At 64.8% G+C, this 24,628-nt stretch carries 23 protein-coding genes and 1 tRNA gene; 12 read left to right on the top strand and 12 right to left on the bottom strand.

The annotated features are described in order from the left end of the window. Positions 1-7: 7 nt before the first annotated feature. From MJ8_RS26740 to MJ8_RS26715, 6 genes are all read right to left on the bottom strand, one after another. Entirely contained in the window at positions 8-1,453 is a 1,446-nt protein-coding gene (locus MJ8_RS26740) for a homospermidine synthase (RefSeq protein WP_201411615.1), read from the bottom strand. Between the two features lie 131 nt (positions 1,454-1,584). Next, a complete protein-coding gene (locus MJ8_RS26735; RefSeq protein ID WP_201411614.1) occupies positions 1,585-2,514 on the bottom strand; it encodes a heme-dependent oxidative N-demethylase family protein in 930 nt (309 codons plus the stop codon). 39 nt (positions 2,515-2,553) lie between these two features. Further along, the gene (locus MJ8_RS26730; RefSeq protein ID WP_201411613.1) at positions 2,554-3,216 is read right to left on the bottom strand and encodes an aminotransferase class IV family protein; all 663 of its coding nucleotides are present in this window, start codon (positions 3,214-3,216) and stop codon (positions 2,554-2,556) included. Beyond that, on the bottom strand, positions 3,165-4,310 hold the full coding sequence (locus tag MJ8_RS26725) for an aminodeoxychorismate synthase component I (RefSeq protein ID WP_201411612.1): 1,146 nt from the start codon (positions 4,308-4,310) through the stop codon (positions 3,165-3,167). Before MJ8_RS26725 ends, MJ8_RS26730 begins: the two co-directional genes overlap by 52 nt. 212 nt (positions 4,311-4,522) lie before the next feature. Further along, positions 4,523-5,221, bottom strand: a complete 699-nt coding sequence (locus MJ8_RS26720) for a proton-conducting membrane transporter (protein WP_201411611.1) — start codon at positions 5,219-5,221, stop codon at positions 4,523-4,525. A gap of 353 nt (positions 5,222-5,574) precedes the next feature. Then, a complete protein-coding gene (locus tag MJ8_RS26715; RefSeq protein ID WP_201411610.1) occupies positions 5,575-7,413 on the bottom strand; it encodes a M3 family oligoendopeptidase in 1,839 nt (612 codons plus the stop codon). Between the two features lie 142 nt (positions 7,414-7,555). Here MJ8_RS26715 and MJ8_RS26710 point away from each other — a divergent pair, with 142 nt between their 5' ends. From MJ8_RS26710 to MJ8_RS26695, 4 genes are all read left to right on the top strand, one after another. After that, complete coding sequence (locus MJ8_RS26710; protein WP_201411609.1) at positions 7,556-9,100, top strand: sigma-54-dependent transcriptional regulator; 1,545 nt, start codon at positions 7,556-7,558, stop codon at positions 9,098-9,100. Between the two features lie 378 nt (positions 9,101-9,478). Next, a complete protein-coding gene (locus tag MJ8_RS26705) occupies positions 9,479-11,338 on the top strand; it encodes a DUF882 domain-containing protein (RefSeq protein WP_201411608.1) in 1,860 nt (619 codons plus the stop codon). 204 nt (positions 11,339-11,542) lie between these two features. Then, positions 11,543-11,612, top strand: a tRNA-Gln gene (locus MJ8_RS26700). A gap of 127 nt (positions 11,613-11,739) precedes the next feature. Next, a complete protein-coding gene (locus MJ8_RS26695; protein WP_201411607.1) occupies positions 11,740-11,916 on the top strand; it encodes a hypothetical protein in 177 nt (58 codons plus the stop codon). A gap of 49 nt (positions 11,917-11,965) precedes the next feature. Here MJ8_RS26695 and MJ8_RS26690 read toward each other — a convergent pair whose 3' ends face one another. Next, positions 11,966-12,859, bottom strand: coding sequence for an AraC family transcriptional regulator (locus MJ8_RS26690; RefSeq protein WP_201411606.1), 894 nt, complete (start codon positions 12,857-12,859; stop codon positions 11,966-11,968). Between the two features lie 162 nt (positions 12,860-13,021). Here MJ8_RS26690 and MJ8_RS26685 point away from each other — a divergent pair, with 162 nt between their 5' ends. Then, positions 13,022-13,768, top strand: coding sequence for an SDR family oxidoreductase (locus MJ8_RS26685; RefSeq protein WP_201411605.1), 747 nt, complete (start codon positions 13,022-13,024; stop codon positions 13,766-13,768). 8 nt (positions 13,769-13,776) lie between these two features. On the opposite strand, the gene MJ8_RS26680 is transcribed toward MJ8_RS26685, so the two are convergent. Further along, a complete protein-coding gene (locus tag MJ8_RS26680) occupies positions 13,777-14,415 on the bottom strand; it encodes a 2-dehydro-3-deoxy-phosphogluconate aldolase (RefSeq protein WP_201411604.1) in 639 nt (212 codons plus the stop codon). 156 nt (positions 14,416-14,571) lie between these two features. Here MJ8_RS26680 and MJ8_RS26675 point away from each other — a divergent pair, with 156 nt between their 5' ends. From MJ8_RS26675 to MJ8_RS26665, 3 genes are all read left to right on the top strand, one after another. Further along, positions 14,572-15,501: a rhodanese-related sulfurtransferase gene (locus MJ8_RS26675; RefSeq protein ID WP_201411603.1), complete on the top strand. Its 930-nt coding sequence runs from the start codon at positions 14,572-14,574 to the stop codon at positions 15,499-15,501. A gap of 109 nt (positions 15,502-15,610) precedes the next feature. Then, entirely contained in the window at positions 15,611-16,342 is a 732-nt protein-coding gene (locus MJ8_RS26670) for a tellurite resistance TerB family protein (RefSeq protein ID WP_201411602.1), read from the top strand. A 239-nt stretch (positions 16,343-16,581) separates the two neighbouring features. After that, complete coding sequence (locus tag MJ8_RS26665) at positions 16,582-17,343, top strand: SDR family oxidoreductase (protein WP_201411601.1); 762 nt, start codon at positions 16,582-16,584, stop codon at positions 17,341-17,343. A gap of 12 nt (positions 17,344-17,355) precedes the next feature. Here MJ8_RS26665 and MJ8_RS26660 read toward each other — a convergent pair whose 3' ends face one another. Further along, on the bottom strand, positions 17,356-18,540 hold the full coding sequence (locus MJ8_RS26660) for a pyridoxal phosphate-dependent aminotransferase (RefSeq protein WP_201411600.1): 1,185 nt from the start codon (positions 18,538-18,540) through the stop codon (positions 17,356-17,358). An 83-nt stretch (positions 18,541-18,623) separates the two neighbouring features. Here MJ8_RS26660 and MJ8_RS26655 point away from each other — a divergent pair, with 83 nt between their 5' ends. The 4 genes from MJ8_RS26655 to denD are packed head-to-tail and all read left to right on the top strand — an operon-like array spanning position 18,624 to position 21,585. Beyond that, the gene (locus MJ8_RS26655; protein WP_201411599.1) at positions 18,624-19,310 is read left to right on the top strand and encodes a GNAT family N-acetyltransferase; all 687 of its coding nucleotides are present in this window, start codon (positions 18,624-18,626) and stop codon (positions 19,308-19,310) included. Between the two features lie 58 nt (positions 19,311-19,368). Beyond that, the gene (locus MJ8_RS26650) at positions 19,369-20,364 is read left to right on the top strand and encodes a cation diffusion facilitator family transporter (RefSeq protein WP_201411598.1); all 996 of its coding nucleotides are present in this window, start codon (positions 19,369-19,371) and stop codon (positions 20,362-20,364) included. Positions 20,365-20,401: 37 nt separating this feature from the next. After that, positions 20,402-20,608 carry a hypothetical protein gene (locus tag MJ8_RS26645; RefSeq protein WP_201411597.1) on the top strand — a complete coding sequence of 69 codons (207 nt, stop codon included), beginning with the start codon at positions 20,402-20,404 and terminating at the stop codon, positions 20,606-20,608. Between the two features lie 2 nt (positions 20,609-20,610). Beyond that, positions 20,611-21,585, top strand: coding sequence for a D-erythronate dehydrogenase (gene denD, locus MJ8_RS26640; RefSeq protein WP_201411596.1), 975 nt, complete (start codon positions 20,611-20,613; stop codon positions 21,583-21,585). A 6-nt stretch (positions 21,586-21,591) separates the two neighbouring features. Here the strand turns inward: denD and MJ8_RS26635 are convergent, their stop codons facing one another. From MJ8_RS26635 to MJ8_RS26625, 3 genes are all read right to left on the bottom strand, one after another. Beyond that, positions 21,592-22,722 carry a nickel/cobalt transporter gene (locus tag MJ8_RS26635; protein WP_201415599.1) on the bottom strand — a complete coding sequence of 377 codons (1,131 nt, stop codon included), beginning with the start codon at positions 22,720-22,722 and terminating at the stop codon, positions 21,592-21,594. Between the two features lie 157 nt (positions 22,723-22,879). Beyond that, positions 22,880-23,548 (bottom strand): DUF1007 family protein, encoded by a 669-nt coding sequence (locus MJ8_RS26630; protein ID WP_201415598.1) that lies wholly within the window; start codon positions 23,546-23,548, stop codon positions 22,880-22,882. Positions 23,549-23,727: 179 nt separating this feature from the next. Then, positions 23,728-24,627, bottom strand: a complete 900-nt coding sequence (locus tag MJ8_RS26625; RefSeq protein WP_201411595.1) for a LysR family transcriptional regulator — start codon at positions 24,625-24,627, stop codon at positions 23,728-23,730. Position 24,628 lies beyond the last annotated feature (1 nt).

Raw genomic sequence — 24,628 nt, 5'->3', positions numbered from 1 at the left:
CAGACTGCTATCGCACCAGAATGTTGCGGAACTGCCACGGATCGTCCTTGTCCAGGTCCTCGGGGAAGAGGCCCGGCCGGTTATCCAGCGGCGTCCAGTCGGTGTAGTAGCCCCTGACCGGCCCGAGATAGGGCGACTGCACTTCGAGGCAGCGCCGGTAGTCCATCTCGTCGGCCTCGACGATGCCGGCGGTCGGGTTCTCCAGCGCCCAGACCATGCCGGCGAGCACCGCCGAGGTCACCTGCAGGCCGGTCGCGTTCTGGTAGGGGGCGAGCTTGCGCGCCTCGGCCAGCGACAGCTGCGAGCCGTACCAGTAGGCGTTCTTGTCGTGACCGTAGAGCAGCACGCCGAGTTCGTCGACGCCGTCGACCAGCTCGTTCTCGTCGAGCACATGGTGGACCGGCTGTGGCTTGCCGGCGGCGCCGAACATCTCGTCGAGCGACAGCATGGCGTCGTTGCAGGGGTGATAGGCGTAGTGGCAGGTCGGGCGGTACTGGACCTTGCCCTTCTTCGAGCGCACGGTGAAGAAGTCGGCGATCGAGATCGACTCGTTGTGCGTCACCAGGAGGCCGTATTGCGCGCCCGGCGTCGGGCACCAGCTGCGCACGCGCGTGTTGGCGCCGGGCTGCTCCAGATAGATTGCCGCCTTGGAGCCGTGCTTGTGTTTCTTGCCGTTCTTCGGCATCCAGTTTTCATGCGTGCCCCAGCCGAGCTCGGCCGGCTGCAGCCCTTCCGAGATGAAGCCTTCGACCGACCAGGTGTTCCAGAACACGTCCATCGGCTTCGGCTTCTTCGTGCGCTGGGTGTCGCGCTCGGCGATATGGATACCCTTGACGCCGGCCTTTTTCATCAACCTGGCCCAGGCTTCGCGGTCTTCTTGGGCGGGCTCGGAAAACTCGAGCCCGAGATCGGTGGCGAGGTTGACCAGCGCCTTCTTGACGAACCACGAGACCATGCCGGGGTTGGCGCCGCAGGTGGAGACAGCCGTCGGGCCGCCCGGCTTGTCGTGCTTTTCCTTGATCAGCGCCTCGCGCAGCGCGTAGTTGGTGCGGCTGGCATTGTCGGCCTCGGCGTTGAAATAGAAGCCGAGCCACGGCTCGACGACCGTGTCGATGTAAAGCACGCCGAGCTTGCGGCACAGTCTCATCAGGTCCACCGAGCCGGTGTCGACCGACAGGTTGACGCAAAAGCCCTGGCCGCCGCCATTGGTCAGGAGCGGCGTGAGCAGCTTCTTGTAATTCTTCTCGGTCACCGCATCCTGCATGAAGGTGATGCCGCGCTCGTCGAGCAGCTTGCGATCGGTATCGCGCGGGTCGATGACCACCATGCGCGATTTGTCGAACTTGAAATGGCGCTCGATCAGCGGCAGCGTTCCCCGCCCGATCGAGCCGAAGCCGATCATCACGACAGGACCGGTGATTTCACCGTAAACGGGCCAGTTTTCATTCGCCATTTTTTCGCACACTCCTTCAAACACGCGCAAAACCGGGCGCCTTTCGCCCGACGGCCAAGCGCTACACCACAGATCATTGTCATAAACCAGCGAAAAGCGCCAATCGCCGGCTAGCCAGCCTGGCGCCTTGGTTAAGGCGTGTTGGCCATGCCGCCGAGGAATTCGACCAGCCGGTCGCGGTCGGCGGTCAGGCCCTTGTAGTCGAGTTGCTGCTGGTCGAGGGCGAGGAGCTGCTCCGCGAAGGAGGCGGCCAGCGCTGCCCGGTCCGGATGGCGCATGAGCAGCTTGAGCGGATCGAGATGGATGCGGATGGTGAAGAGGATGTCGCGCGAAGCGGGCAGCTTGCGCAACGTCTGGCGTTCGACGCGGATGAAGGCATGGGCTTTGACGTCGCCGTCGGGGAAGCGGCTCGGGCGGTTCGTGGCGCGGTCGATGCGCTCGACGTTGGAAAGCGGATGATAGAGCGCATCGCCCGCCTGGATCGACCAGTTGAAGCGCTCGACCGCCTGGCCCTGCAGGCCGTCGAACATGCGGTTGATGAGCTCGGCCGGCCGCGTGCCGGGTCCGAATCCAGGCACCGGCTGGTGGATCTCCTGCAGCGGCTTGCCGAATTTTTCCTGCAACGACCAGGACGAAGGGAAGCAGAGCGAGCCGGCGGCGAGCCGCCAGCCGCGCTCGTCGCGACGCATCAGGATCAGGTCTTCCTGGACGAGCAGCGAAGCCTTTGCCAGCGGCGCCTGGCGCAGGGCAGGGGGCAGCCTGTCGATCGTTCCCTCGAAACCGATCGGCTCGGCATCGCCGCGGCGGTGCGTGCCGGGATGCGCGGCTTCAAGATGCGCGACGAGCAGGTCCAGCACTTCGCGCTGAGCGTCGCTTGTGCCGTCTTCCTCGACAAAAACCTTTTCCGGGATTTCCGCGTAAAGCCGTTGCTTTTCGGCCAGATGCGGCAAAAGGAACTCATCGACCTCGATCCAGCGGTTGAAGTCGAGCGGCTTCAGCCCGATGGTGAAGAGTTTGGAGGACCCGTCATAGGGCGTGTGCGTCGGCTGGCGAATGGTCATGCCTGTTTGGGTGCTATCCAGTCTATGTCTCCAGCGTGGTCAGCCAAGCCGCGCCGGAATCAGCCCGCGCAGCGAGTTTCCGACGAAGATCGCCTTCGCCGCTTTCAGATCGTCGAAGCTGTAGATCGCTTCCACGGCGCGGCCTTCGTCCAGAAGCTCGCCGCGCAATATTCCAGGCAAAAGGCCGCAGTCGAGGCGGGGCGTGGCGAGCGGACCGTCGCCGAAATCGGCGAAGAGATTGGTGATCGTGCCCTCGCAGAGCTCGCCGCGCTCGTTGGCCAAAAGCACCTCATCGGCGCGGGTCGCGAGATATTCGGCGCGCGCCTGCGTGTAGACCTGGCGCAGGCTTGTCTTGTGGCGCAGAAGCGTATTGGCGGAATCGAGACGGATGCGCGCCAGCTGCAGCCGCCAGACCTTGTCGGCAGGCAGCGGTTCATAGGCTTGAGCGGCGGCCGTCGCTTCGCCGTTGCGCTGCAAGGCAAGGCGCACGCGCAAGGCAAAGCCGTGTCCGCCGACAGTGTTGGAAAGCACCTCGCCGATCCGTCCGGGATCGCAGGTGAAGCCGAGCTCGGCGGCGGACGCATAAAGCCTCGCCAGGTGGCGCTCGAAGCGCAGGAAGCCGGAACCAGGCTCCCAGCGCATGGTCTCGATCAGCTCGAAGCCGGCACTGTTCCCGTCGCGAAGCGCGCTTTCAACAGACACTCCCGATACTCCTCCTCGGCGGTGGAATCGAAGACGACGCCGCCGCCGACATTGTAGACCGCCTCGCCGTCGGCGAAGAGCGAGATGGTGCGGATCGCCACCGAAAAACGCATCCTGCCGCCGGGCGCGATCCAGCCGATGGCGCCGCAATAGATGTCTCGCGGCGCGTCTTCCAGCTCATGCAGGATTTCCATGGCACGGATTTTCGGCGCGCCGGTGATCGAGCCGCAAGGAAAGAGCGCGGCGAAGATCTGGCGGATGCCGATGCCAGGCAACAGCTTCGCCCGCACCCGGCTCACCATCTGGTGCACGGTCGGATAGGTCTCGATGCGGAACAGTTCCGGCACGTCCAGCGTGCCGACCTCGCTGATCAGCGAGATGTCGTTGCGCAAGAGATCGACGATCATCCGGTTCTCGGCCTGATTCTTCTCGTCGTTGCGCAGGAAGGCCTTCAGTCGCGCGTCTTCGGCCCTGGTCGTGCCGCGTGGCGCGGTGCCCTTCATCGGGTGCGTTTCGATCATGCCCTCGGCATCGATCTCGAAGAACAATTCGGGCGAGCGCGACAGGACGACCGGATCGCCGAGCGAAACCAGCGCGCCATATTTGACCGGCTGTCGCTCCGTCAGCGCGTCGAAGGCGGCGAGCGGGTCGCCGGACCACTGCGCCTGGACCGGGAAGGTGAGGTTGCCCTGGTAGCAATCGCCCTTGCGGATGTGGTTGTGAAGGCGCGCGAAGCGGCCGGCATAGTTCTCGGCGGACCATGTTGCCCTGGCGTCGAAGATCGGGCCGTTGCTGGCGGGTACTGCACTTTGCGGCACCGCCTGGTCGACAGGCGCATCGAAGACGCCGAGACAGATCAGCGGCGCGCGGCGGCCTTCGGGCAGGAGCGGCACCAGCTTCGGCTCGAACAGGTAGCCGGCTTCGTAGGAGAAATAGCCCGCCAGCCATTTGCCGGCGTCGGCGGCGGCCTGGGCCCTTTCGAGCGCAGGCGCGAACTCCTCCGCGGTACGCGCGAGAATGATCTCGTGCGGCCGGTCGAACACCAGCTGACGCGCGCGCTCGTCGTTGCGGAATATGGCTGCGGGCAGGGACATGAGCCTTGGACGCCGAGAATCTCTTTGTTTGGCGCAATTTCCAACGGAAAACCGCTACACACTTTTCCTGGAACTGCTCCAAGTCGACCGCTCTATATGGGGGCTCAGCGTGGCGCAATCGAGGGAGCGGCGTCGGGCGGCGCAAAGGCGGCTGGCCCAAAACAAAGGCGGCGCCCGTGCGGGCGCCGCCTTTGCGCCAACAAGCGGATTGTTCAGCTGTTGCTTGCTGTTCCCGCGGTCGGGAATTGGCGGGCGAACTCGGCCTCGTCGCCGGCGGCCAGCAGTTTCGCCTGGTCGATCCATTTCTCGCGCGCGATGCGGCCGTCGAAATTGAGCACCTCCTCGACGCGCTTGACGTCGGCGTCGGTCCAGGCTGCGATCTGGGCATAGGTGGTGACGCCCAGGCCCTTGAGCAGCCTTTCGTTGACCGGCCCGATGCCGATGAGGCGGCGCAGATTGTCGGCCTTGCCTGTCGTCGGCGCGGCAGCTTTCTTTGCCGCGGGGGCCGCCGCTTTCTTGGGCGCAGCAGCCTTGGCGGCCGGCTTCGGCGCCGCCGCGGTCTTCGTTGCCGGCGGCTTCTTCGCGGCGGCCGCCTTCGCGGGAGTGGGCTTTGCCGATGTCGCGGGGGTCGACATCAGCGTCGCCGGCGCCGGCGTTGCAGCCTTGTCGGCGCCGGCCTTGGCGGAGGGTGCGTCGCGCAGCCGGCTTTCGAGATCGGCGCGGGCGCGGCCGCAGGCATCGAGCTCGCCTTTCAGCCGATCGCTGTCGGCGCGCAGCCTGTCGCGTTCGCCGCGCGTGCGGTCGAGATCGCCGCGCAGGCTGTCGAGCTCGCCGCGCAGGCGGCCCCAGATGAACCAGCCAACCAGGATACCCACAACGAACGCCAGGAGCATGTAGAAGAAAGTGCTCATTTCCCTCTCCAGTCCGATCGTCGGCGGAGGCCCGGAAAGGCGAGCGCACGCCAAGGATCGTCAAAGGTTCCGTGGTTGGCGGAACCGCCGGCTTCAATCGAGCCGTCGACGTTCGGCCTTGTCCTGAGCCGACGGCCATCATCGCATTCGCCGTGGCGTCGCGACCGGCCATCTCTGGCCTGGGCGAAGCGTCCGGCTGAGCTTGAGGCCGGACGCTATCATATGGCCTGTCGAAAGCCAGTTGAAAAATGCGCCGGAGAATTATTCAAGAACACCTATTTAGGGCAAGAATAAAGTCTTGCTAATGTGCGTATCGGCTAAACTATAGCTGCCGATGCACTTTTTGTTGCTGTTCAATTGTCGAGCGCCTCCAACTCGTCGATCAGCGAACCGATCACGCCAAGGCCGATCTGCCAGAAAGCGGGATCGGTGGCGTCCAGGCCAAAGGGAGCCAGAAGCTCGGAGTGATGCTTCGTGCCGCCGGCGCGCAGCATCTCGAAATACTTCTCCTGAAAGCCGCGCTCGGCGTTCTGGTAGACGGCGTAGAGCGAGTTCACCAGGCAATCGCCGAAGGCGTAGGCGTAGACGTAGAAAGGCGAGTGGATGAAATGCGGAATGTAGGTCCAGAACACCTCATAGCCCTCGCGCAGCTTGATTGCCGGTCCCAGACTCTCGGCCTGTACCTCCAGCCAGAACTCGCCCAGCCTGTCCGAGGTCAGTTCGCCGTTCTTGCGCTCGGCATGCACCTTGCGCTCGAATTCGTAGAAGGCGATCTGGCGCACGACGGTGTTGATCATGTCCTCGACCTTCTGGGCAAGCATGGCCTTGCGCTCGCGTTTGTCGCCGGTCTGCTCGAGCAGCGAGCGGAAGGTCAGCATCTCGCCGAAGACGGAGGCCGTTTCGGCCAGCGTCAGCGGCGTCGAGGCCATCAGCGCGCCCTGGCCGGCGGCCAGCACCTGGTGTACGCCATGGCCGAGCTCATGCGCCAGCGTCATCACATCGCGCGGCTTGCCCATGTAGTTGAGCAGCACGTAAGGATGCACCGACGGCACCGTCGGATGGGCGAAGGCGCCGGGCGACTTGCCCGGCCTGACCGGCGCGTCGATCCATCTGCGATCGAAAAAGCCGCGGGCGATTTCGGCCATGTCCGGCGAGAAACGCTGGTAGGCGGATAGCACCGTGTCCCTGGCGTCGTCCCAGCTGATCACCGCCTGCGGCGTCTCCGGCAGCGGCGCGTTGCGATCCCAGTGGTTCATCACCTCCATGCCGAGCCAGCGCGCCTTCATCGCGTAATAGCGGTGCGACAGCCGCGGATAAGCCTCGCGCACGGCCGCGGCCAGCGCGTCGACCACTTCGCGCTCGACACGGTTGGCGAGGTGGCGCGAGTCGGCGATATCCTGGAAGCCGCGCCAGCGGTCGGAGATTTCCTTGTCCTTGGCCAAAGTGTTGGTGATGAGGGTGAAGGTGCGCAGATTTTTGCGGAAGGTGGCGGCGAGCGCCTCGGAAGCACGGCGGCGAACCTCGCCATTGGCATCCTGCAACCGGTTGAGCGCCGGCTCCAGCGTCAGTTCCTCGCCGTCGACGTCGAAGCGCAGGTCGGTCATCGTCTCGTCGAACAGGCGGTTCCAGGCGCCGCGCCCTGTAACCGACTTTTCGTGGAACAGCTGCTCGACACGATCTTCGAGCTGGTAGGGCTTGTCCTTCCTGAGGTCGAGCACCCAGGGCCGGTAGTGGCCGAAGGTCTTGTCCGCGGCCAAAGCGCTCTCGATCGCCGCGTCGTCGATCAGGTTGAGCTCGAGCGCGAAGAACAGAAGATGCGCGCTCGCGTCCGTCATCTTTTCCTGGACGTCGCCATAGAGCTTGGCGCGCTGCGGATCGGCGGTATTGCCGGCATAGACCAGGCCGGCATAGGAGACGATGCGGCCGATCAGTTCCTCGAGCGCCTCATAGGCTTGCAGCGCCTCGCCCAGGCGGCCGGCGCCGCCGCGCCCGGCTTCCGCGGCCAGCGTGCCTTTCCAGCGGGTCTCGAAGGCGACGGCGTCGCTGGCCGCCTTGGCGATGTCGCGCTTCAACTCGGGCGCTTCCATTCCGGAATAGAGATCGGCAAGATTCCATTCCGGCAGGTCGCCAAGCCCCGCAGCACCCTGGCCGGACGCTGGCGCCGCAAGCCGCCGACCAAACATCATGCGCATCAACGATACCTTCCAGAAACAAGGGAAAGGAGAAGCCGGTCAAATCCTAAGGAATTCGTTCACCGGGTTTTTTGAAACCTTATTTAGAACCCTGTGCCAAGATGATCCATGGGGATTTCTCGGGCGGACAACTCAAACAGTCATGACAGGTTCCATACTCATAGTCGATGACGATCCGGTGCAACGCAGGCTGGTCGAGGCCGCGTTGACCAAGTTCGGCCATACCGCGATCGTCACGGATGGCGGCGAGGCCGGCCTCGACGTGCTCGATGGGCCGAACGCGCGCGAGGTGTCCGTCGTCATTCTCGACCTCGTCATGCCCGGCCTCGACGGCATCGGCGTGCTGAAGGCGATGCGTGAGCGCGCCATCAACGTTCCCGTCATCGTCCAGACGGCGCAGGGCGGCATCGAGACTGTCGTCTCGGCGATGCGGCACGGCGCCTTCGATTTCGTCGTCAAGCCGGCGTCGCCCGACCGCCTCCAGACCGCGATTTCCAACGCGCTCAAGGTGGAAGCCGTCGAGGACGAGATTAAGCGCGCCTCGCGGCGGCGCGGCGGCGGCCATCTCACCTTCAAGGACATGATCACGCGCAGCCCGGCGATGGACCGGGTGATACGTCTCGGCCAGAAAGCGGCGGCCTCCAACATCCCAATCCTGATCGAAGGCGAGTCCGGCGTCGGCAAGGAACTGGTGGCGCGCGCCATCCAGGGCAGCGGCGACCGCCGCTCGAAGCCCTTCGTCACCGTCAATTGCGGTGCCATCCCCGACAATCTCGTCGAATCGATCCTGTTCGGCCACGAGAAGGGCTCCTTCACGGGCGCAACGGAGAAGCACACCGGCAAATTCGTCGAGGCAAATTCCGGCACGCTTTTCCTCGACGAGATCGGCGACCTGCCTCTCGACGTCCAGGTCAAGCTGCTGCGCGCCGTGCAGGAAGGCGAGGTCGATCCGGTCGGCGGCCGCTCGACCGTCAAGGTCGATATAAGGCTGATCTCGGCCACGCATCGTAACCTCCTGCAGCAGGTCAAGGACGGCAAGTTCCGCGAGGACCTGTTCTACCGGCTGAACGTCTACCCGATCTTCGTGCCGCCGCTGCGCGACCGCCGCGACGACATTCCCTACCTTGTCCGCCATTTCATGGAAAAGGTCGCGCCGGCCGATCCACGCCGCCGCCTTGCCGGCATATCGGCCACGGCGCTTGCGATGCTGCAGGCCTATGACTGGCCTGGCAACATCCGCCAGCTGGAGAATGCGGTCTTCCGCGCGTCGGTGCTTGCCGAGGGCGATGTGCTGACCGAGGAGGAGTTCCCGCAGATCCGGGCGCAGGTGGAAGGCACCGTCGATCTCGGAGCGGAACCGGCATCCGCCGTCGTCGAAACGGCCGAGGACGCGAGCCGTCCGGATGTGACTGTTGCCGATGTGGCCGGGGCTGGCGTGTCCGACGGCGAAGCGCCGGCCAGGCCGCAGCTGCGCTTCGGAACGCTTCGGGCGCTCGACGAGCGCGGCAATGTGCGGGCGCTGGCCGACGTCGAACTCGAGATGATCAAGCTCGCGATCGACCATTACAACGGCCAGATGAGCGAAGTCGCGCGCCGGTTGGGCATCGGGCGCTCGACGCTCTACCGAAAGTTGAAGGAATATGGCATTGATCCCGAAGCTGGTCGCGTCGACCGGCTTGCCTCGTGAGGGGCAAGCCTCGAACCAGCTTGCCTGCCTAAAATCCGAGTCAAATTGTCGCTTTTGACGTGAAAACCCAGTGTTTTCAGCGGTTGGCGCTGCCATGGATCACGCATTAACGCTAACGGTAACAGATCGTGTTCTGGCCGAGGCCGGATTCTTGATCTAAACCAGTGGTTTACCACGAAATGCTGTGCATCATTTTTGACGGGATATCGCCACGGTGTTACCGCATTTCGGCTTCAATAAACGATGATTAACCATTAGGATCGATATTCGGATGTGAAAACCACGCATCCGTTTGGTCAAATCCGGGGACAAACGGCAGCCTGAAAGCCATTTGATTTGAACAAAATCGAACGACACAAAAACGGGCGGCATTTTCACGTGAGCGTCTGGCCGAGGTGGCTGACGTTTGTGATTTTGGCTGTCGGGTTCCTGTCCGCGGCGACGTCGGGCGCCAGGGCGGAAGTGCGGACGCTCAAGCTCTATCACCTGCACACGCACGAGAAGGCCGAGATCGTCTACAAGCGCAACGGGCGTTACGATCCGGAAGGCCTGCGCAAGATCAACATCATCCTGCGCGACTGGCGCCGCAACGAGCCGACCAAGATGGATCCGCGGCTGCTCGACCTCGTCTGGGAAGCCTATCGCGAAAGCGGCGCGACCGATTATATCCAGGTCGTCTGCGGCTATCGTTCGCCGTCGACCAACGCGATGCTCCGCTCGCGCAGCCGCGGCGTCGCCGAGAAGAGCCAGCATATGCTGGGCAAGGCGATGGACTTCTACATTCCCGGCGTGCCGCTGAAGAAGCTGCGCAACATCGGCCTCAAGATGCAAGGCGGCGGCGTCGGCTATTATCCGACCTCCGGCTCGCCCTTCGTGCATATGGATGTCGGCAATGTGCGCCACTGGCCGGGCATCAGCCGTCAGGAGCTGGTCAGCCTGTTCCCGAACGGCAAGACGCTGCATGTGCCAAGCGACGGCAAGCCGCTGCCTGGCTACGAGCAGGCGCTGGCCGCTTATCAGGCGCGTAAGGGCGCCGGCACGCCCAATATCGAACTGGCCAGCGCAGGTGGCTCGACCAAGCGGTCCGGCGGCCTGTTCGCCTGGTTCCGCGGCGGCGGCGCCGACGAGGCTGACGACGAGGCCGATGACAGCGGCCCGGCGCCGCAGCAGAAGACTGTGAAGCAGGTTCAGGTCGCGAGCGCCGCCACGGCCCGCACCAACAATCTTCCGGGCATCGCGATCGTTTCGCCGAAGGATGCCAAGCGCGCCAACATCCCGCAGGTCGCGGATGACAGCGCCGACGATTCGCAGCAACCGGAGCGAGATACGCCCGAGACGATCATCGCCGCGCTGCCGCCTAAGGAAGTTCCGCTGCCCGACTTCGCGCCGCGTCCGAAGGTCGATGTCGGCCAGCAGACGCCGCAGAACGTGCCGTTCGCCATGGCGGATGCCTCGGCGACGACAGAGCAGGCGGTTTCAACGGCGCAGGCGCCCGCGCCGGCCAAGGTTCCGCTCGGCGCAGCCAGCGCCGCCCAGGCCGCGAGCACGGATCCGGCGCAGGTGGCGGTCAACAACATCCCGCTGCCGACCTGGCGTCCCGACCGCTCGACGCCGGCGGAACTCGCGCCGAAGGACAAGAACGTGCTTCTGGCGCTGGCCGAAACGGCTTCGCAGGACAAGAGCGCGACCGACGCGTTCTCCGTGCTGCCGACCGCACGGCCGCAGCCGGGCAAGCAGGATGAGGTCAAAGCCGTCCTCGAACAGGCCAATGCGACCGTCGGGGCCGATGGCGGCGGCGCCGAATATCAGCTGGCGTCGTTGACCGAACCGGAGCCGCGCTCCGCCTTCAACGATCCGTCGGGTGTCGATGCGGCCTCGCCGCGCCAGGCCATCGCGGCGCTTCCGGCCGGGACCGATCCCGCGAAGGCGATCGGCGGCGGCGTGAAGACGACGGCCAAGGAAGGCAGGGCGTCCGCCCATGATCTGAAGCCCGGGCCCAAGGCCATGGTGGTGGCGCCGCCGCCGCAGGCCGCGCGCTGGGCGCTGGGCAGCGGCGTCAACATTGCCTCGGTTTCCGACCCGACGACAGCGCCGCGCTACGCCTACAACATCGTGCACACGCCCCCGAGCGAGGTATACACGGCCGGCTTCCAGACGGATGGTCAGGTGCCGGATGCAAACCGCTTCACCGGCAACGCGGTGAAATTCCTGTCGGTCGCGCGCTTCCAGACGAGATAGGCGAGCCAGCGTGGCCCGCCGCAAAGCCGCGTTGGCCTGCCAGCGCGGCTTTTGTGTTTCAGGGCGTGTCTCCCGAAAGTGGGAACCGGCTTCGGGACAAAGACATGCGCAAAATCAAAAGCCCAAATCGCATGGAGCAAATCTGAAAGATCGCGACGCGCTTTAGTCTAGAGCATCGCCGTGGTCTATTTGACCGGCCGGTCTTCCCGCTTCGTCTATGGTAGGACAGCGCCCTTTGAAGGCGTGAATCGTGGTTCGAATCCATGAGCGGGAACAGACGCGGCGAGGTCTCAACCGGCGTTCCGCGGACGCACGTTCACGCCGGGCTAAACTTGCCGTGAGGTTGGAACGCCGTGCCCAGTGATGGGTTAAAACGGGTTCGTTCCAAACTGGGGATATTCATGAAGAAGATTGTATTGGCGTCAGTTCTGGCGCTGGCCGCGGCATCGGCTGGCGTCGCTCCCTCGCAGGCCGAAACCGTGATCGTCAAGGCCGGACGGCATCATTGCGTGACCAAGCTGGTGACGCATTGGCGCCACCATCACAAGGTGGTCGAGAAGGTCAGGGTCTGCAGATAGCTGCGTTTCAAGACTCCCCCGGCCGGCGCAAGCCGGCCGGTTTTCTTGCTCAGTCGACTTCCAGCGTGGCCGCTTCGCCCTTGGCCAGAAGCCGCGCCGCGTCGCGCGCGGGCGGGAGCCCGAATTGGCGCGTATATTCGCGGCTGAACTGGGAGGCGCTTTCGTAGCCGACGGCGAACGCAACCTGTGAGGCGTTGCCGGGTTGGGCGATCAGCATATGGCGCGCCTCCAGCAGGCGGAGCTGCTTCTGATACTGGATCGGGCTCATCGCCGTCGCCGCCTTGAAGTGGCGATGAAAGGCGGCATTGCTCATATGCGACAGCTCCGCCAGTTGCGTCACATCGATCGGCTCGTTGTAATGTGCCCGGATCCAGGCCGTGGCGCGGCGGATCTGCGACAGGCGCCCGTCGGCGTGCGCGAGCTGGCGCAGCTTCTCGCCTTGCGGGCCTTGCAAAAGCCTGAACGCGATTTCCCGTTCGAGCATCGGCGCGAGAACAGCAATCTCGGCCGGCCGGTCGAGCAGCCGCAGCATCCGGCGCCACACATCGAGCAGCAGGGCATCGATCTGATTGGTCACGAAGCTATCGCCATCGATCGCCGGCTTGTGGTCGATGAGCAGGCCGGCGATCAGCTCGGTATCGAGCGCGAAGGCGACGGCCAGGTAGGGCCGCGCGGCGCTCGCCTCGATCAGCTGGCTGGTGGCGGGTGTCTCGACCGCATAGACGAAATAGCTGCCGGCGCTGTAGGCAAGCGTGCGGTCGCCGATCAGCACGGTCTTGGTTCCCTGTAATACGAACAGCGTGGTCGGCTGGCAAAGCTCGGGCAATGGTGGCGTCGGAACCTCGCTGCGGCCGATCGTGACGCGCGGAATGGCTGTCTTGGTCCGCCTCCCGCGCGCATGGCGGCCGGCAATCGCGGTCAATTCCTCCAGCGCTTCGTTCATCGCTTTAGCATTGCCGATCCACGGAGGCGACGCAACCAAGCGAGACGCGACTCGCACGTGGCAACGCGCACTTGAGAGGATTAGGCAAGAGCATGAGAGTTTCCGGCGCGCGAAGCGGACCAGCTCACGTCATCTCTAGGTCGTCAAAAGGAGGACATGGATATGACGACGAAGAACGCGCTGGTGACCGGCGCCAACAAGGGCATCGGCCGTGAGACCGTCCGGCGCCTGGGGGCACTGCATTACAAGGTGTGGCTCGGCGCTCGCGATGCCGAGCGCGGTGAGACCGCGGCGCAAGCGTTGCGTAATGAAGGGCTGGACGTCGAGTGGCTCGCGCTCGACGTCGCCAGCGAGGACAGCGTCGCGGCGGCGGCCAAAGCCGTCGCGGCGCGGACGCCCAGCCTAGACGTGCTGGTCAACAATGCCGGCATCGCGCCCGGCTATGTCGAGGCACTGGGCCCGGACGGCCGCTATCAGCGGCCGCCGAGCCGCGAGACTGTCGCTGACATGAAAGCCACCTATGACGTCAATGTCTTCGGTCCGGTCCGGGTCACCCAGGCCTTCCTGCCGCTGCTCCTGGCATCGCCCGCTTCCCGCATCGTCATGGTGAGCAGCTATCTCGGATCGCTGGCACGAGCGTCAGGCAACGGCCAGTCGCCCAATGTGATGGGTTATGGCAGCTCGAAGACCGCGCTCAACGCGATTACGCTCGCCTTCGCCAGGGAACTCGCGCCGCGCGGCGTCATGGTCAATGCCGCCGCTCCCGGCTACACCGCGACGGACCTCAATGCGCACAAAGGCGGCCGCACAGTGCAACAGGCGGTCGAGATCATCGTGCGGCTGGCGACGCTGGAACCAGGCGGACCGACGGGCGGCTATTTCGATGAGAACGGCGCGCTGCCCTGGTGAAAGCGCGGTTACGTCTTGAGCTTGCTCGCCTCACGCGCCAGCGCTTCGATCTCGTCCCACTTGCCGGCCTTGATGAGATCGTCCGGCGCCACCCAGGAGCCGCCGACGCAGATGACGTTCGGCAGGCTCAGATAGTCGGCGGCGTTCCTGGCCGTGATGCCGCCGGTCGGGCAGAATTTCACGTCGGCCAGCGGCGACGCGAAGGCTTTCAGCGACGCGATGCCGCCGGACTGCTCGGCCGGGAAAAATTTCAGGAAGCGCAGGCCGGCTTCGCGGGCGGCCATGATCTCGCCGGGCGTGATGGCGCCGGGCAAAAGCGGCACCTGGCTGTCCCTGGCCGCGTCGAGAAGCTGGCTGGTGATGCCTGGGCTGACGATGAATTTCGAGCCGGCGGCGGCCGCTTCATCGAACTGCCTGGCATCGAGAATGGTGCCGGCGCCGACAACCGCGTCCTCAACCTCGGCCGCGACGCGGCGGATCGCCTCCAGCGCGCCGGCGGTGCGCAGCGTGATCTCGATGGCCCGCAAGCCGCCGCGCGACAAAGCGCGGGCGAGCGGCACCGCATCGGCGACATTGGCAATCTTGAGCACCGGGATGACCGGCTGACCATTGAGGAGCGACAGGAGCTTTTCGGTCTTGCTGGTCATGTGCTGGTCTCCAATTCTATCGTTTTAAACCGATTAGCAGAAGGGTTCGCTCAAGTCCACGGAGCCCAGCGTGTCGCTATGCCGCGCAGCGGATCGTGCGCCGCGTGAACTTTCTTTGCCTTGAAACAGCTTTGACCACAGTCTAGTGGCATGGCCATGACGACAACCAAGGAAATTCAGCCCATCCGTGTCGCCGCGCTTTACAAATTCGCGCGGCTCGACGGATACGAGGCCTTGCGCGCGCCGCTCGCCGCCTTCTGTTGCGGGCGCGGCATCAAGGGCACGCTGCTGCTGGCGCATGAAGGCATCAACGGCACCGTCGCCGGCAGCGAGGAGGCGATCGCCTCGCTCATCGACCATCTCCAGGCCATCGAAAACCTAGCCGGTCTGGAAGTCAAATACAGCAGCGCCGCAGAGATGCCGTTCCACCGCATGAAGGTGCGGCTGAAGCGCGAGATCGTCACCATGGGCGTCGAGGACATCGACCCGGCGACCAGCGCCGGCACCTATGTCGCGCCGGCCGACTGGAACGCGCTGATCTCGGACGCCGACACCGTCGTCATCGACACGCGCAACGCCTACGAAGTCTCGCTCGGCACGTTCAAGGGCGCGGTCGACCCAAAGACCTCCAGCTTCCGCGAGTTTCCGGCCTGGGTGGAAGAGCACCGCGAAGAGCTCGAAAGCCGCAAGGTGGCGATGTTCTGCACCGGCGGCATTCGCTGCGAAAAGGCGACGGCCTATATGAAATCGCTCGGCCTCAAAAATGTCTTCCATCTCAAGGGCGGCATCCTGAAATACCTCGAAGAGGTGCCGGCCGAAGAGAGTCTGTGGCAAGGCGAATGTTTCGTCTTCGACGAGCGTGTATCCGTCTCGCATGGACTGGCCGAGGGCGAGGCGGAGCTCTGCCGCGCCTGCCGGCACCCGCTGACGGTCGAGGACCGGCTGTCGCCGAAATATACAATCGGCGTTTCATGCCCGCATTGCTTCGAGGCGCGGTCCGACGCGGATCGCGAGCGCTATGCCGAACGCCACCGCCAGGTCGAGCTTGCGCAAGCACGTGGCGGCAAGCGCCATATAGGCAGTTAAGACGGCCCGAAAGCCGCCCGTCATTGTAATGTCAAAGCGCGGGGCCTACCTCTTGCCGGTCCAAAACCTTGCCCGCGCGCATTCGGCCGGGCCAATTCTGGAGGCATTGATGCTCGACCCCAAGAAGCTGCTCGACGACCTTCTCGGCTCGCACATTCCAGGCACGGGCTCGACCGTCCGCGACAAGGCGGGGCAGGCGGTGCAGATGGCGAAGGACAATCCGCTGGCCGCTGGCGCGTTGGCCGCCGTGCTGCTCGGCACGGGCACCGGCCGGCAGGTGACGGGCGCGGCCATCAAGCTCGGCGGCCTGGCGGCGATCGGCGGCCTCGCCTACAAGGCCTACCAGAATTACAAGACCGGCAACGAGCCGGCGCAGGCGCCGGCATCCGGCGAGCCTGAACTGCTCCCGCCACCGGCCGATACCGCTTTCGATCCAGCGCAGGCGCCGCAAGGCGAGGCCGAGTTCACGCTGACGCTGGTCAGGGCGATGATCTCGGCGGGGAAGGCCGACGGCCATGTCGACGACGAAGAACGCAAGAAGATCGCCGACAAGCTCAAGCTCGCCGGCATTGGCGCCGAAGCGGAAAAATTCCTGCTTGCCGAGCTCGAAAGCCCACTCGATCTGGACACGTTGGTCGCCGGTGCCAAGACCGATGCGCAGAAGCTCGAGCTCTACACCGCCTCGCGGCTCACCATCGATCCCGACACGCGCGCCGAGCGCGGCTATCTCGACCTGCTCGCCGGCCGGCTGGGCCTGCCGGACGCGCTGGTCGATCATGTCGAGGCGACTGTCTCGGCGGCCAAGGTGCCGGCGGGCAGCGCGCCTAATTCGCTGTGGTGAATCACGTTGGTAAACGCCGCTGCGCGCCGCCTTGGCGGTCGTTAATCTCTCGTTAACCCAGCAAGCGCATCATTCTAATCAGTCGGACCGGCTTTTCCTCCTCCCAAGCGCGGTTCAGATCGGGGCGGTCGCCAATGACCGCCCTTTTTGTTGGCCTCTTGTTTGTCGCCAATAGCGACTTGCCATGATCCTTGCCATTTGCGATGCCACGTCTTTCCAAGCAAGACCGGAGGACGGCGATGACAGCCATAACAGAGAAGACCGCCATCGTTACCGGGGCCGGCACCGGTATCGGCAAGAGCGTCGCCACGGCGCTGCTCCAGGCGGGCTGGAACACGGTGTTCTGCGGCCGCCGCAAGACGCTGCTGGAAGAGGCGATCGCCGATGCGGGCAAGACGCAGGCCAAGGCATTGGCCGTCGCCTGCGACATCAGCAAGGCCGAGGAGGTCGACGACATGTTCGAGACCGTGCTCGAGGCTTTCGGCCGCGTCGACCTGCTCTTCAACAATGCCGGCATGGGTTACAAGTCGACGCTGATCGACGAGATCCCGGTCGAGGTCTGGAACGATGTCGTCGGCGTCAACCTCACAGGCTCATTCCTGTGCGCCCGCGCGGCATTCGGCGCGATGCGAAGGCAGAAGCCGATGGGCGGCCGCATCATCAACAACGGCTCGGTGTCGGCCTATGCGCCGCGCCCGGGCTCGGCGCCCTATACGGCGACCAAGCACGCGATCACCGGGCTCACCAAGACGCTGGCGCTCGACGGCCGTCCCTTCGACATCGCCTGCGGCCAGATCGACATCGGCAATGCGCTGACCGAGATGGCGCAGCCGATGACGGTCGGTGTGCCGCAGGCCAATGGTTCGATCGCCGCCGAGGCGGTGATGGATGTGCAGCGGGTCGCCGACGCGGTGCTGCACATGGCCAGCCTGCCGCTCGATGCGAACGTTTTGTTCATGACGGTGATGGCGACGAAGATGCCATTTGTCGGGCGCGGGTGAACGCCTGACGGCTCACTTCTTCAGGAACGCCTCGATCCGCTCCAGCGCGCGCAGGATGTTCTCCTCGGAATTGGCGTAGGAAAGCCGGATATAACCTTCGCCGAGCACGCCGAAATCGGGGCCGCCGATGAGCGCCACGCCGGCATCCTCGAGCAGCGCCGAGGCGAGCTTCTTCGCCTTCCAGCCGGTCTTTGAGACATTGGGGAAGGCGTAGAAGGCACCCTTCGGCGTGACGCAGGAAATGCCGGGAAGCGCATTCAGCCCTTCGACCACGATCTTCCTGCGGTTGTCGAAGGCGCGCATCATCTTGTCGACATCGTCCTGGGGGCCGTCGATCGCGGCGATGCCGGCAAACTGGCTCGGCGCGTTGACACAGGACCAGCAGTTCACCGCCAGCTTGCGCACCTTGTCGTAGAGATGCGCGCCCTTCTCACCGTTCGGCCAGATCGACCAGCCCATGCGCCAGCCGGTCATCGCCCAGGTCTTCGACCAGCCGTTGAGCACGATCAGCCGGTCGCGGATCTCGGGGAAGTTGAGCAGCGAGCAGTGCGTCTCGCCGTCATAGGTCATGACGTCGTAGATCTCGTCCGACATGACGGCGACCTCAGGGTGCTTCTCCATGCCCTTGACCAGCTTCTCGATCTCGGCGCGAGGCGTCACGCCGCCAGTCGGATTGGCGGGCGAATTGAGGATCAGCAGTCTGGTCCTGGGCGTGATCAGCGCCAGCGTCTCTTCCGCCGAGAAGGCAAAGCCGTTCTCCTCGCGGATCGGCACCGGCACCGGCGTCGCGCCGGTGAACTCGATCATCGAGCGGTAGATCGGAAAGCCGGGATCGGGGTAGAGGATCTCGGTGCCTGCCTCGCCGAACATCAGGATCGCGGCGAACATGGTAGGCTTGCCGCCGGGCAGGATCATCACATTCTCAGGCGACACCTCTACGCCGGTGGTGGTCAGCGTGCGGCGCACGACGGCCTCGCGCGTGGCCAAGAGGCCGTTTGCCGGCGTATAGCCGTGGTGGCCGTCGCGCAGCGCCTTGATCGCCGCCTCGACGATGTGCTGCGGCGTCTTGAAATCGGGCTGGCCGATGCCGAGGTTGATGATGTCGCGGCCCTGATGGGCAAGCGCGGTGGCCCTTGCCAGCACCGCGAAGGCGTTTTCCTCGCCGAGCCGGTCGAAGGCCGCGATCGTGTGGAGCATTTTTCCCGTCCCTGTGGTTCTTTCTGTGAGCGAGCGTTTTTGTGACCGTCCGGCAGCAAAAGTCAAACGGATTGGAGTGGCCGGTGTCGGAAGATCTGAAGAATTGGCAGCCGCGCCCGCGGCCGGAACGCAAGGCGATCGAGGGGCGCACCGTCCGGCTCGAGCCGCTGAGCGCGGCAAAGCATGGCGACGGCCTCTACGAAGCCTCCTCGGTTCCCGATGTCGGCGGACGTTTCGCCTGGCTGCCCGACTACCCGCCGGAAAGTCGCGCCGCCTTCCAGCCCTGGCTCGACAAGGCCGAAGCCAGCGAGGATCCGCTGTTCTTCACCGTCATCGACAAGGCGAGCGGCAAGATCGCCGGACGCCAGACGCTGATGCGCATCGATGCCGCCAACGGCGTCGGCGAAATCGGCAACATCTATTGGGGGCCGCTGATCTCGCGCAAGCCGGCGGCGACCGAGGCGCAGTTCCTGTTCGCGAAATATCTTTTCGACGATCTCGGCTATCGTCGCTACGAGTGGAAATGCAACAACCGCAATGAGCCTTCCAAGCGCGCCGCCGAGCGCTTCGGCTTCAAGTTCGAAGGCATCTTCCGCCAGCACCTTGTGGTCAAGGGTGAAAACCGCGATACGGCGTGGTATTCGATCATCGACAAGGAGTGGCCGGCCTTGCGCAAAGCCTATGAAGGCTGGCTCGATCCGGCGAATTTCGATGACCAAGGCGGCCAGAAGCGGCGGCTTGAGGATTTTCGCGCCGACTTCGGCGCATAGACCACGATCTCCGGAAGCGAGAAACCGCTTGCCGGCAAGGTCAGACAGGAGTTCATCCATGGCGCATGACCACGCTTCGCACGATCATGGTCCGGCCGGTCACAGCCATGGCGCCGGCCATGTGCATGGCTCGACCGACAAGAAGCGGGTGCTGATCGCGGCCTGCCTGACCGGCGGTTTCATGGTCGCCGAGACGCTCGGCGGTCTGCTCACCGGATCGCTGGCGCTGCTCGCGGATGCCGGCCATATGCTCGCCGACTCGATCGCGCTCGGCCTTGCCTGGTATGCCTTCCATCTGGCGGGGCGTCCGGCCACCGGCCGCCTCACCTATGGCTTCGCCCGGGTGAAGACGCTGGTCGCCTACACCAACGGCATCGCCATCTTCGCCATCGCGCTCTGGATCGTCTACGAGGCCTGGGGGCGGCTGATGAACCCGGCGCCGGTGCTCGGCGGGCCGATGCTGGTGGTGGCTGTGGCAGGCCTGCTGGTCAACGTCGCCTCCTTCTTCGTGCTGCATGGCGGAGACCGCGAGAGCCTGAACATGCGCGGCGCCATCCTGCACGTGCTGGGCGACTTGCTTGGCTCGGCCGCGGCAATCGCGGCAGCCATCATCATCCTGGCGACGGGATGGACACCGATCGATCCGATCCTGTCCGTCCTGGTGTCGCTGCTGATCCTGTCGACGGCGTGGTCGCTGATGCGCGAGGCGGCGCATGTCCTGCTCGAAGGCGTGCCGGCGAGCCTCGACCGCGACGTGATCGCCAAGGACATCGAGGGCGCGGTCAAGGGCGTGCGCGAGGTGCATCACATGCATGTCTGGTCGCTCGACGGCACCTCCAACATGGCGACGCTGCATGCCTGCCTGAACGATGGCGTCGATCCGCATATCGCGGTGAGCGCGATCAAGAAGCGGCTCGCCGTGAAGCACGGTATCGATCATGCCACGGTCGAGTCCGAATTCGGACAATGCGCCGACGGCCATGACGAGCATGACCATCACCACGATCACGACCACGCGCATGGCGCACCCGCCGATCGCCGGCACTATCACTGATGAAACCGAACAGCCTCGAAACGAGGACCGCCCGCTGATGGATCGTGAGACGAAAAACGCGGCGATCGCCGCAGCGGTGATATTGCTGCTGTTCGGCCTCTCCGCCTATTTCCTGCCGGCCATCATGCTGGCCGCGGGCAAGCTGTCGACGGTCCTGGCGGCCGTCATCGCCGTGGCCTTCATGGTCGGGCTGTTCGTCGTCCTGTGGCTGCGCGGACGCAGCCAGCGCAAGAAAGGTCTCTGAAGATGCGAATTCTGATCACGGGCGCGGCCGGCATGGTCGGCCGCAAGCTTATCGCGCGGCTCGCCAAGGACGGTATGCTGCGCGGGCGCAAGATAACGGCGCTCGACCTGCATGACATCGTGGCGCCGCAGGCACCGGCGCTCACGGGCGTCGATGTCTCGATCCACACCGGCGATCTGTCATCCCCTGGGGCCATGGCGGCTCTCGTGGCTCCGCGCCCCGACGTGATCTTCCACCTGGCCGGTATCGTGTCGGGCGAGGCGGAAGCCAATTTCGATCTCGGCTACCGCGTCAATCTCGACGGCACGCGCGCGCTGTTCGACGCGGTGCGGCTGGCGGCGTTCGCGCCGCGCCTTGTCTTCACCTCGTCGATCGCCGTGTTCGGCGCGCCGTTCCCGGATGTCATCCCCGACGAATTCCATCCGACGCCGCTCACGTCTTACGGCACGCAGAAGCAGATGAGCGAAGCGCTGCTCGCCGATTACACGCGGCGCGGCTTCTTCGACGGCATCGGCATCCGGCTGCCGACGATCTGCGTGCGCCCCGGCAAGCCGAACAAGGCGGCCTCCAGCTTCTTCTCCGGCATCATCCGCGAGCCGCTCGCCGGGCAGGAAGCGATCCTGCCGGTGCCGCGCTCGGTGCTGCATACCCATGCCAGTCCGCGCTCGGCGGTCAATTTCCTCGTCCATGCGGCCGAGATCGACGGTGACAAGGTCGGTCCGCGCCGCAACCTCACAATGCCCGGCGTCGCCGTCACCGTCGGCGAGCAGATCGAGGCGCTGGAGCGCATCGCCGGCGCCGCGGTCGCGAAGCGGATCCGGGAGCAGCCCGACGAGACGATCTGGGCGATCGTCAAAGGCTGGCCGACGCGTTTCGAGGCGCGCCGCTCGCGCGAACTGGGCTTTGCCGCCGAGAAGAACTTCGACGAAATCATCCGCGCGCATATCGAGGATGAGCTTGGTGGGAAGATCGCCTGACCGGCCTCAGGCGCCGCCCGATAGGCTGGCCGACAGAAGCAGCAGTCCGACCAGGAAAATGAAGGCGGCGCCGCCGATCTCGACGATGGAATGGATGCGGTTGCCGATGCGGCCATCACCGGCGAAATAGACCGCCCAGTTCTTGGCCGTCACGGCGATCGTCGCCAGCGCGGAGACGGTGATCGCGGTGCCGATCGACATCGCCAGCACCGACAGCAGGCCGCCAAGCCACAACCCGTTGAGCAGCGCGAAGCTCAGCACGATCAGCGCGCCGGAACAGGGGCGGATACCGACGGCGGCCACCGCCGACCAGGCTGTCTTCCAGTCGAAGCGGTCGCCCGACAGCATCGCCGGATCCGGCGCATGCGAATGGCCGCAGGTCTCGCAGACTTCACCAGGACCATGGTCGTGGTGGGCGTGGTCGTGCGCGGCGTGATGGCGGTGCTCATGCGCGCCATGATCGTGGCCGTGGGCATGCGAATGGCCATGATGATCATGATCGTCATGCACGCGCAGGGAATGCGCGACGCGCGCATGCGAATGCCCATGCGAGTGGCCCGCATGGGAATGCCCGTCATGCGGATGGCCGGCATGGGCGGCCGACAGGCTGTAGGCGGGCGCTCTGCCGAACAGGCGCAGCACCGACGAGCCGAGCTTGCGCCAAAGCAGCCAGGCGCCGAACAAGGTGACCAGCACGAAGCTGGAGATTTCCAGGAACCACGCCGCGTCGGTCATCGAGATCGCGGTGCCGCGCAGCACGAAATAGGCAAGCATCATGACGACTACCGCGGTCAGGCCCTGCAGCAGCGCCGAGACGAAGGAGAGCATTATGCCGCGCCGCAGCGCCACTTCGTTGGCGACCATGTAGGACGAGATCACCGCCTTGCCGTGGCCGGGGCCGGCGGCGTGGAAGATGCCGTAGGCGAAGGACAGGCCGATCAGCAGCCAGAGCTTGCTGCCGTCCTGGCGCATCGCCTTCATGGCGGCGGCCAGCGAATGGTAGAATTCCTGCTGCCTGAGATTGATCCACATCAGGATATGGGCGAACGGACCCGTGGTGGTCGGCGCCATGCCGTCATTGGTGCCGATGCCGAGCGAGCTCTGGGCATGGGCCACGCCCGCCAGATGGGTCGCCATCAAGGCGGCTGCCAAGAGGCCGAGGGCCAGGCGGATATTCGTGGGATGTCTCACGAATATCCGCCTGGATTCCCTTGCTTGTCGCAGGTTCCAATCGCAAAACCGTGCGACACTTTTGCGAAACCTGCTTGCGCGCAGAGAGGGTCTCATCACCAAATCATCCTTCCGGCGGGCAGTTCAACTCGAGCTTGGTGGCGAAGATCTTGCTCATGTCGGTGCCTGTCGGATCGTTGAAGAACGCGTCCGTCAGGGTCTTCTGGTTTTCCTTGATCGCCTCGTCCGGATCGGGACGGATGACCTTCTTGGTGCAGGTCGAGGGCAGGCCATCGACGGTGAGGTTGGCGTCGTCGGTGAAATCGATCGCGGTGTAGAACGTCGGGTCGTAGACGCCGATGTCGATCTTGCCGGCGAGCTTGATCGGCGTCTTCGGCTGCGACTCGAACAGGATGATCAGCTGGTCGTTGTCGAAATTCGCCATCAGATGCGGCGGCGGCACCATGGGCACGTCCTTGCCGTCCTGGGTGACGAGCTGAAAGTAGTTGAACTCGGCCAGCGAGGAATGGACGGTGTCGGCCACTTCCTTGAGCTCTTTGTCGTCAAGTTTCAGATCGGAGTTCTTGTCGAACTCCATCATCACTGTACTCGAAAACAAATCGTCGAAGCGCCAAAGGTGGCGCAGCGCCGTCACACTTTGGTGATCCTGGCTGAGGATGACGTCGAGCCGGGCTTCGGCGAAGACATGCGGGTGGACTTCAGCCTGCTCGACCGAGGCCAATGTGGCCGCAAAGGCCGAAGCCAGCATGGTTGCTTGCCGTTTCAGATGCATTCCGTGCCGCGATTCCATTGACTTTGTTTCTGAGCAATTCCGGACAGAAAACCGCTACGCACTTTTCCTGGAATTGCTCTAGGGAGCGGGCCCGAGGGTTGACATAAAGCGGGCGAAATTGGGACGCCCGCTTCAGCTTCGTCTTTACGCGCGCCGCTGCCTTGGCCGGGCGACAGTCATCAGGCGGTGTCGCGCGTCCTGAACCAGTGCACCAGGAAGTCGACGAAGACCCTTACCTTGGCCGGAAGATAGCGGCGGTGCGGGTAGACGGCGAAGATGCCGGTGCCCGCCAGGATCCGGTCGTCGAGCGCGGTGACCAGCTTGCCGGACGCGACGTCCGGGGCGGCGATGAAATCCGGCAGCATGGCAAAACCCAGGCCGGAAAGCGCGGCGGCTCGCGCCACGATCGGGCTGTTGACCTCGATGGGGCCCGACACGGCGACGCTGATGGATTCCTCGCCTTCGCCCTTGAAGCGCCAGTTGGCCAGCGAGCGGCCGTTGGTGTCGACGATGCAGGGCATGTTGGCGAGGTCCTGGGGCCGCGTCGGCGCGCCATGCCTGGCGATCAGCTCCGGCGAAGCGCAAAGCCGGACGGAGAACGGCGCCAGCCGCCTGGCGATCAGCGAGGAGTTCTCCAGCCGCGAGATGCGCACGGCAAGGTCGAAACCTTCCTCGACAAGGTCGACGAAGCGGTCGTCGAGATGGATGTCGAGCACGATGTCGGGGTGCTGCCTGGCGAAGTCGACCAGCGACTGGCCGATCGGCGCATCGGCGAAGGTGCGGGCGGCCGACAGCTTGATCCTGCCGCGGACGTCGCCGGAAGACTGGCGCACCGCCTCGGCGAGGCTGTCGACCTCGCGCACGATCTCGGAGGCGCGCTGATAATAGGTGTGGCCGGCTTCGGTCAGCGAGAACTGCCGCGTGGTCCGGTTCAAGAGCAGCGCGCCGAGCTCGTCCTCCAGCTCGCGCACATATTTCGACAAGAGCGCCTTGGAGCGGCCGATCTTGCGCGCCGCGGCCGAAAACCCTTCCGCCTCGACCACGTCGATGAAGGCGCGCATGCGGGTCAATGTATCCATG

The organism is Mesorhizobium sp. J8 (genome assembly GCF_016591715.1).
Classification (GTDB): domain Bacteria; phylum Pseudomonadota; class Alphaproteobacteria; order Rhizobiales; family Rhizobiaceae; genus Mesorhizobium.
This window is presented reverse-complemented; position numbering and strand designations above follow the sequence as displayed.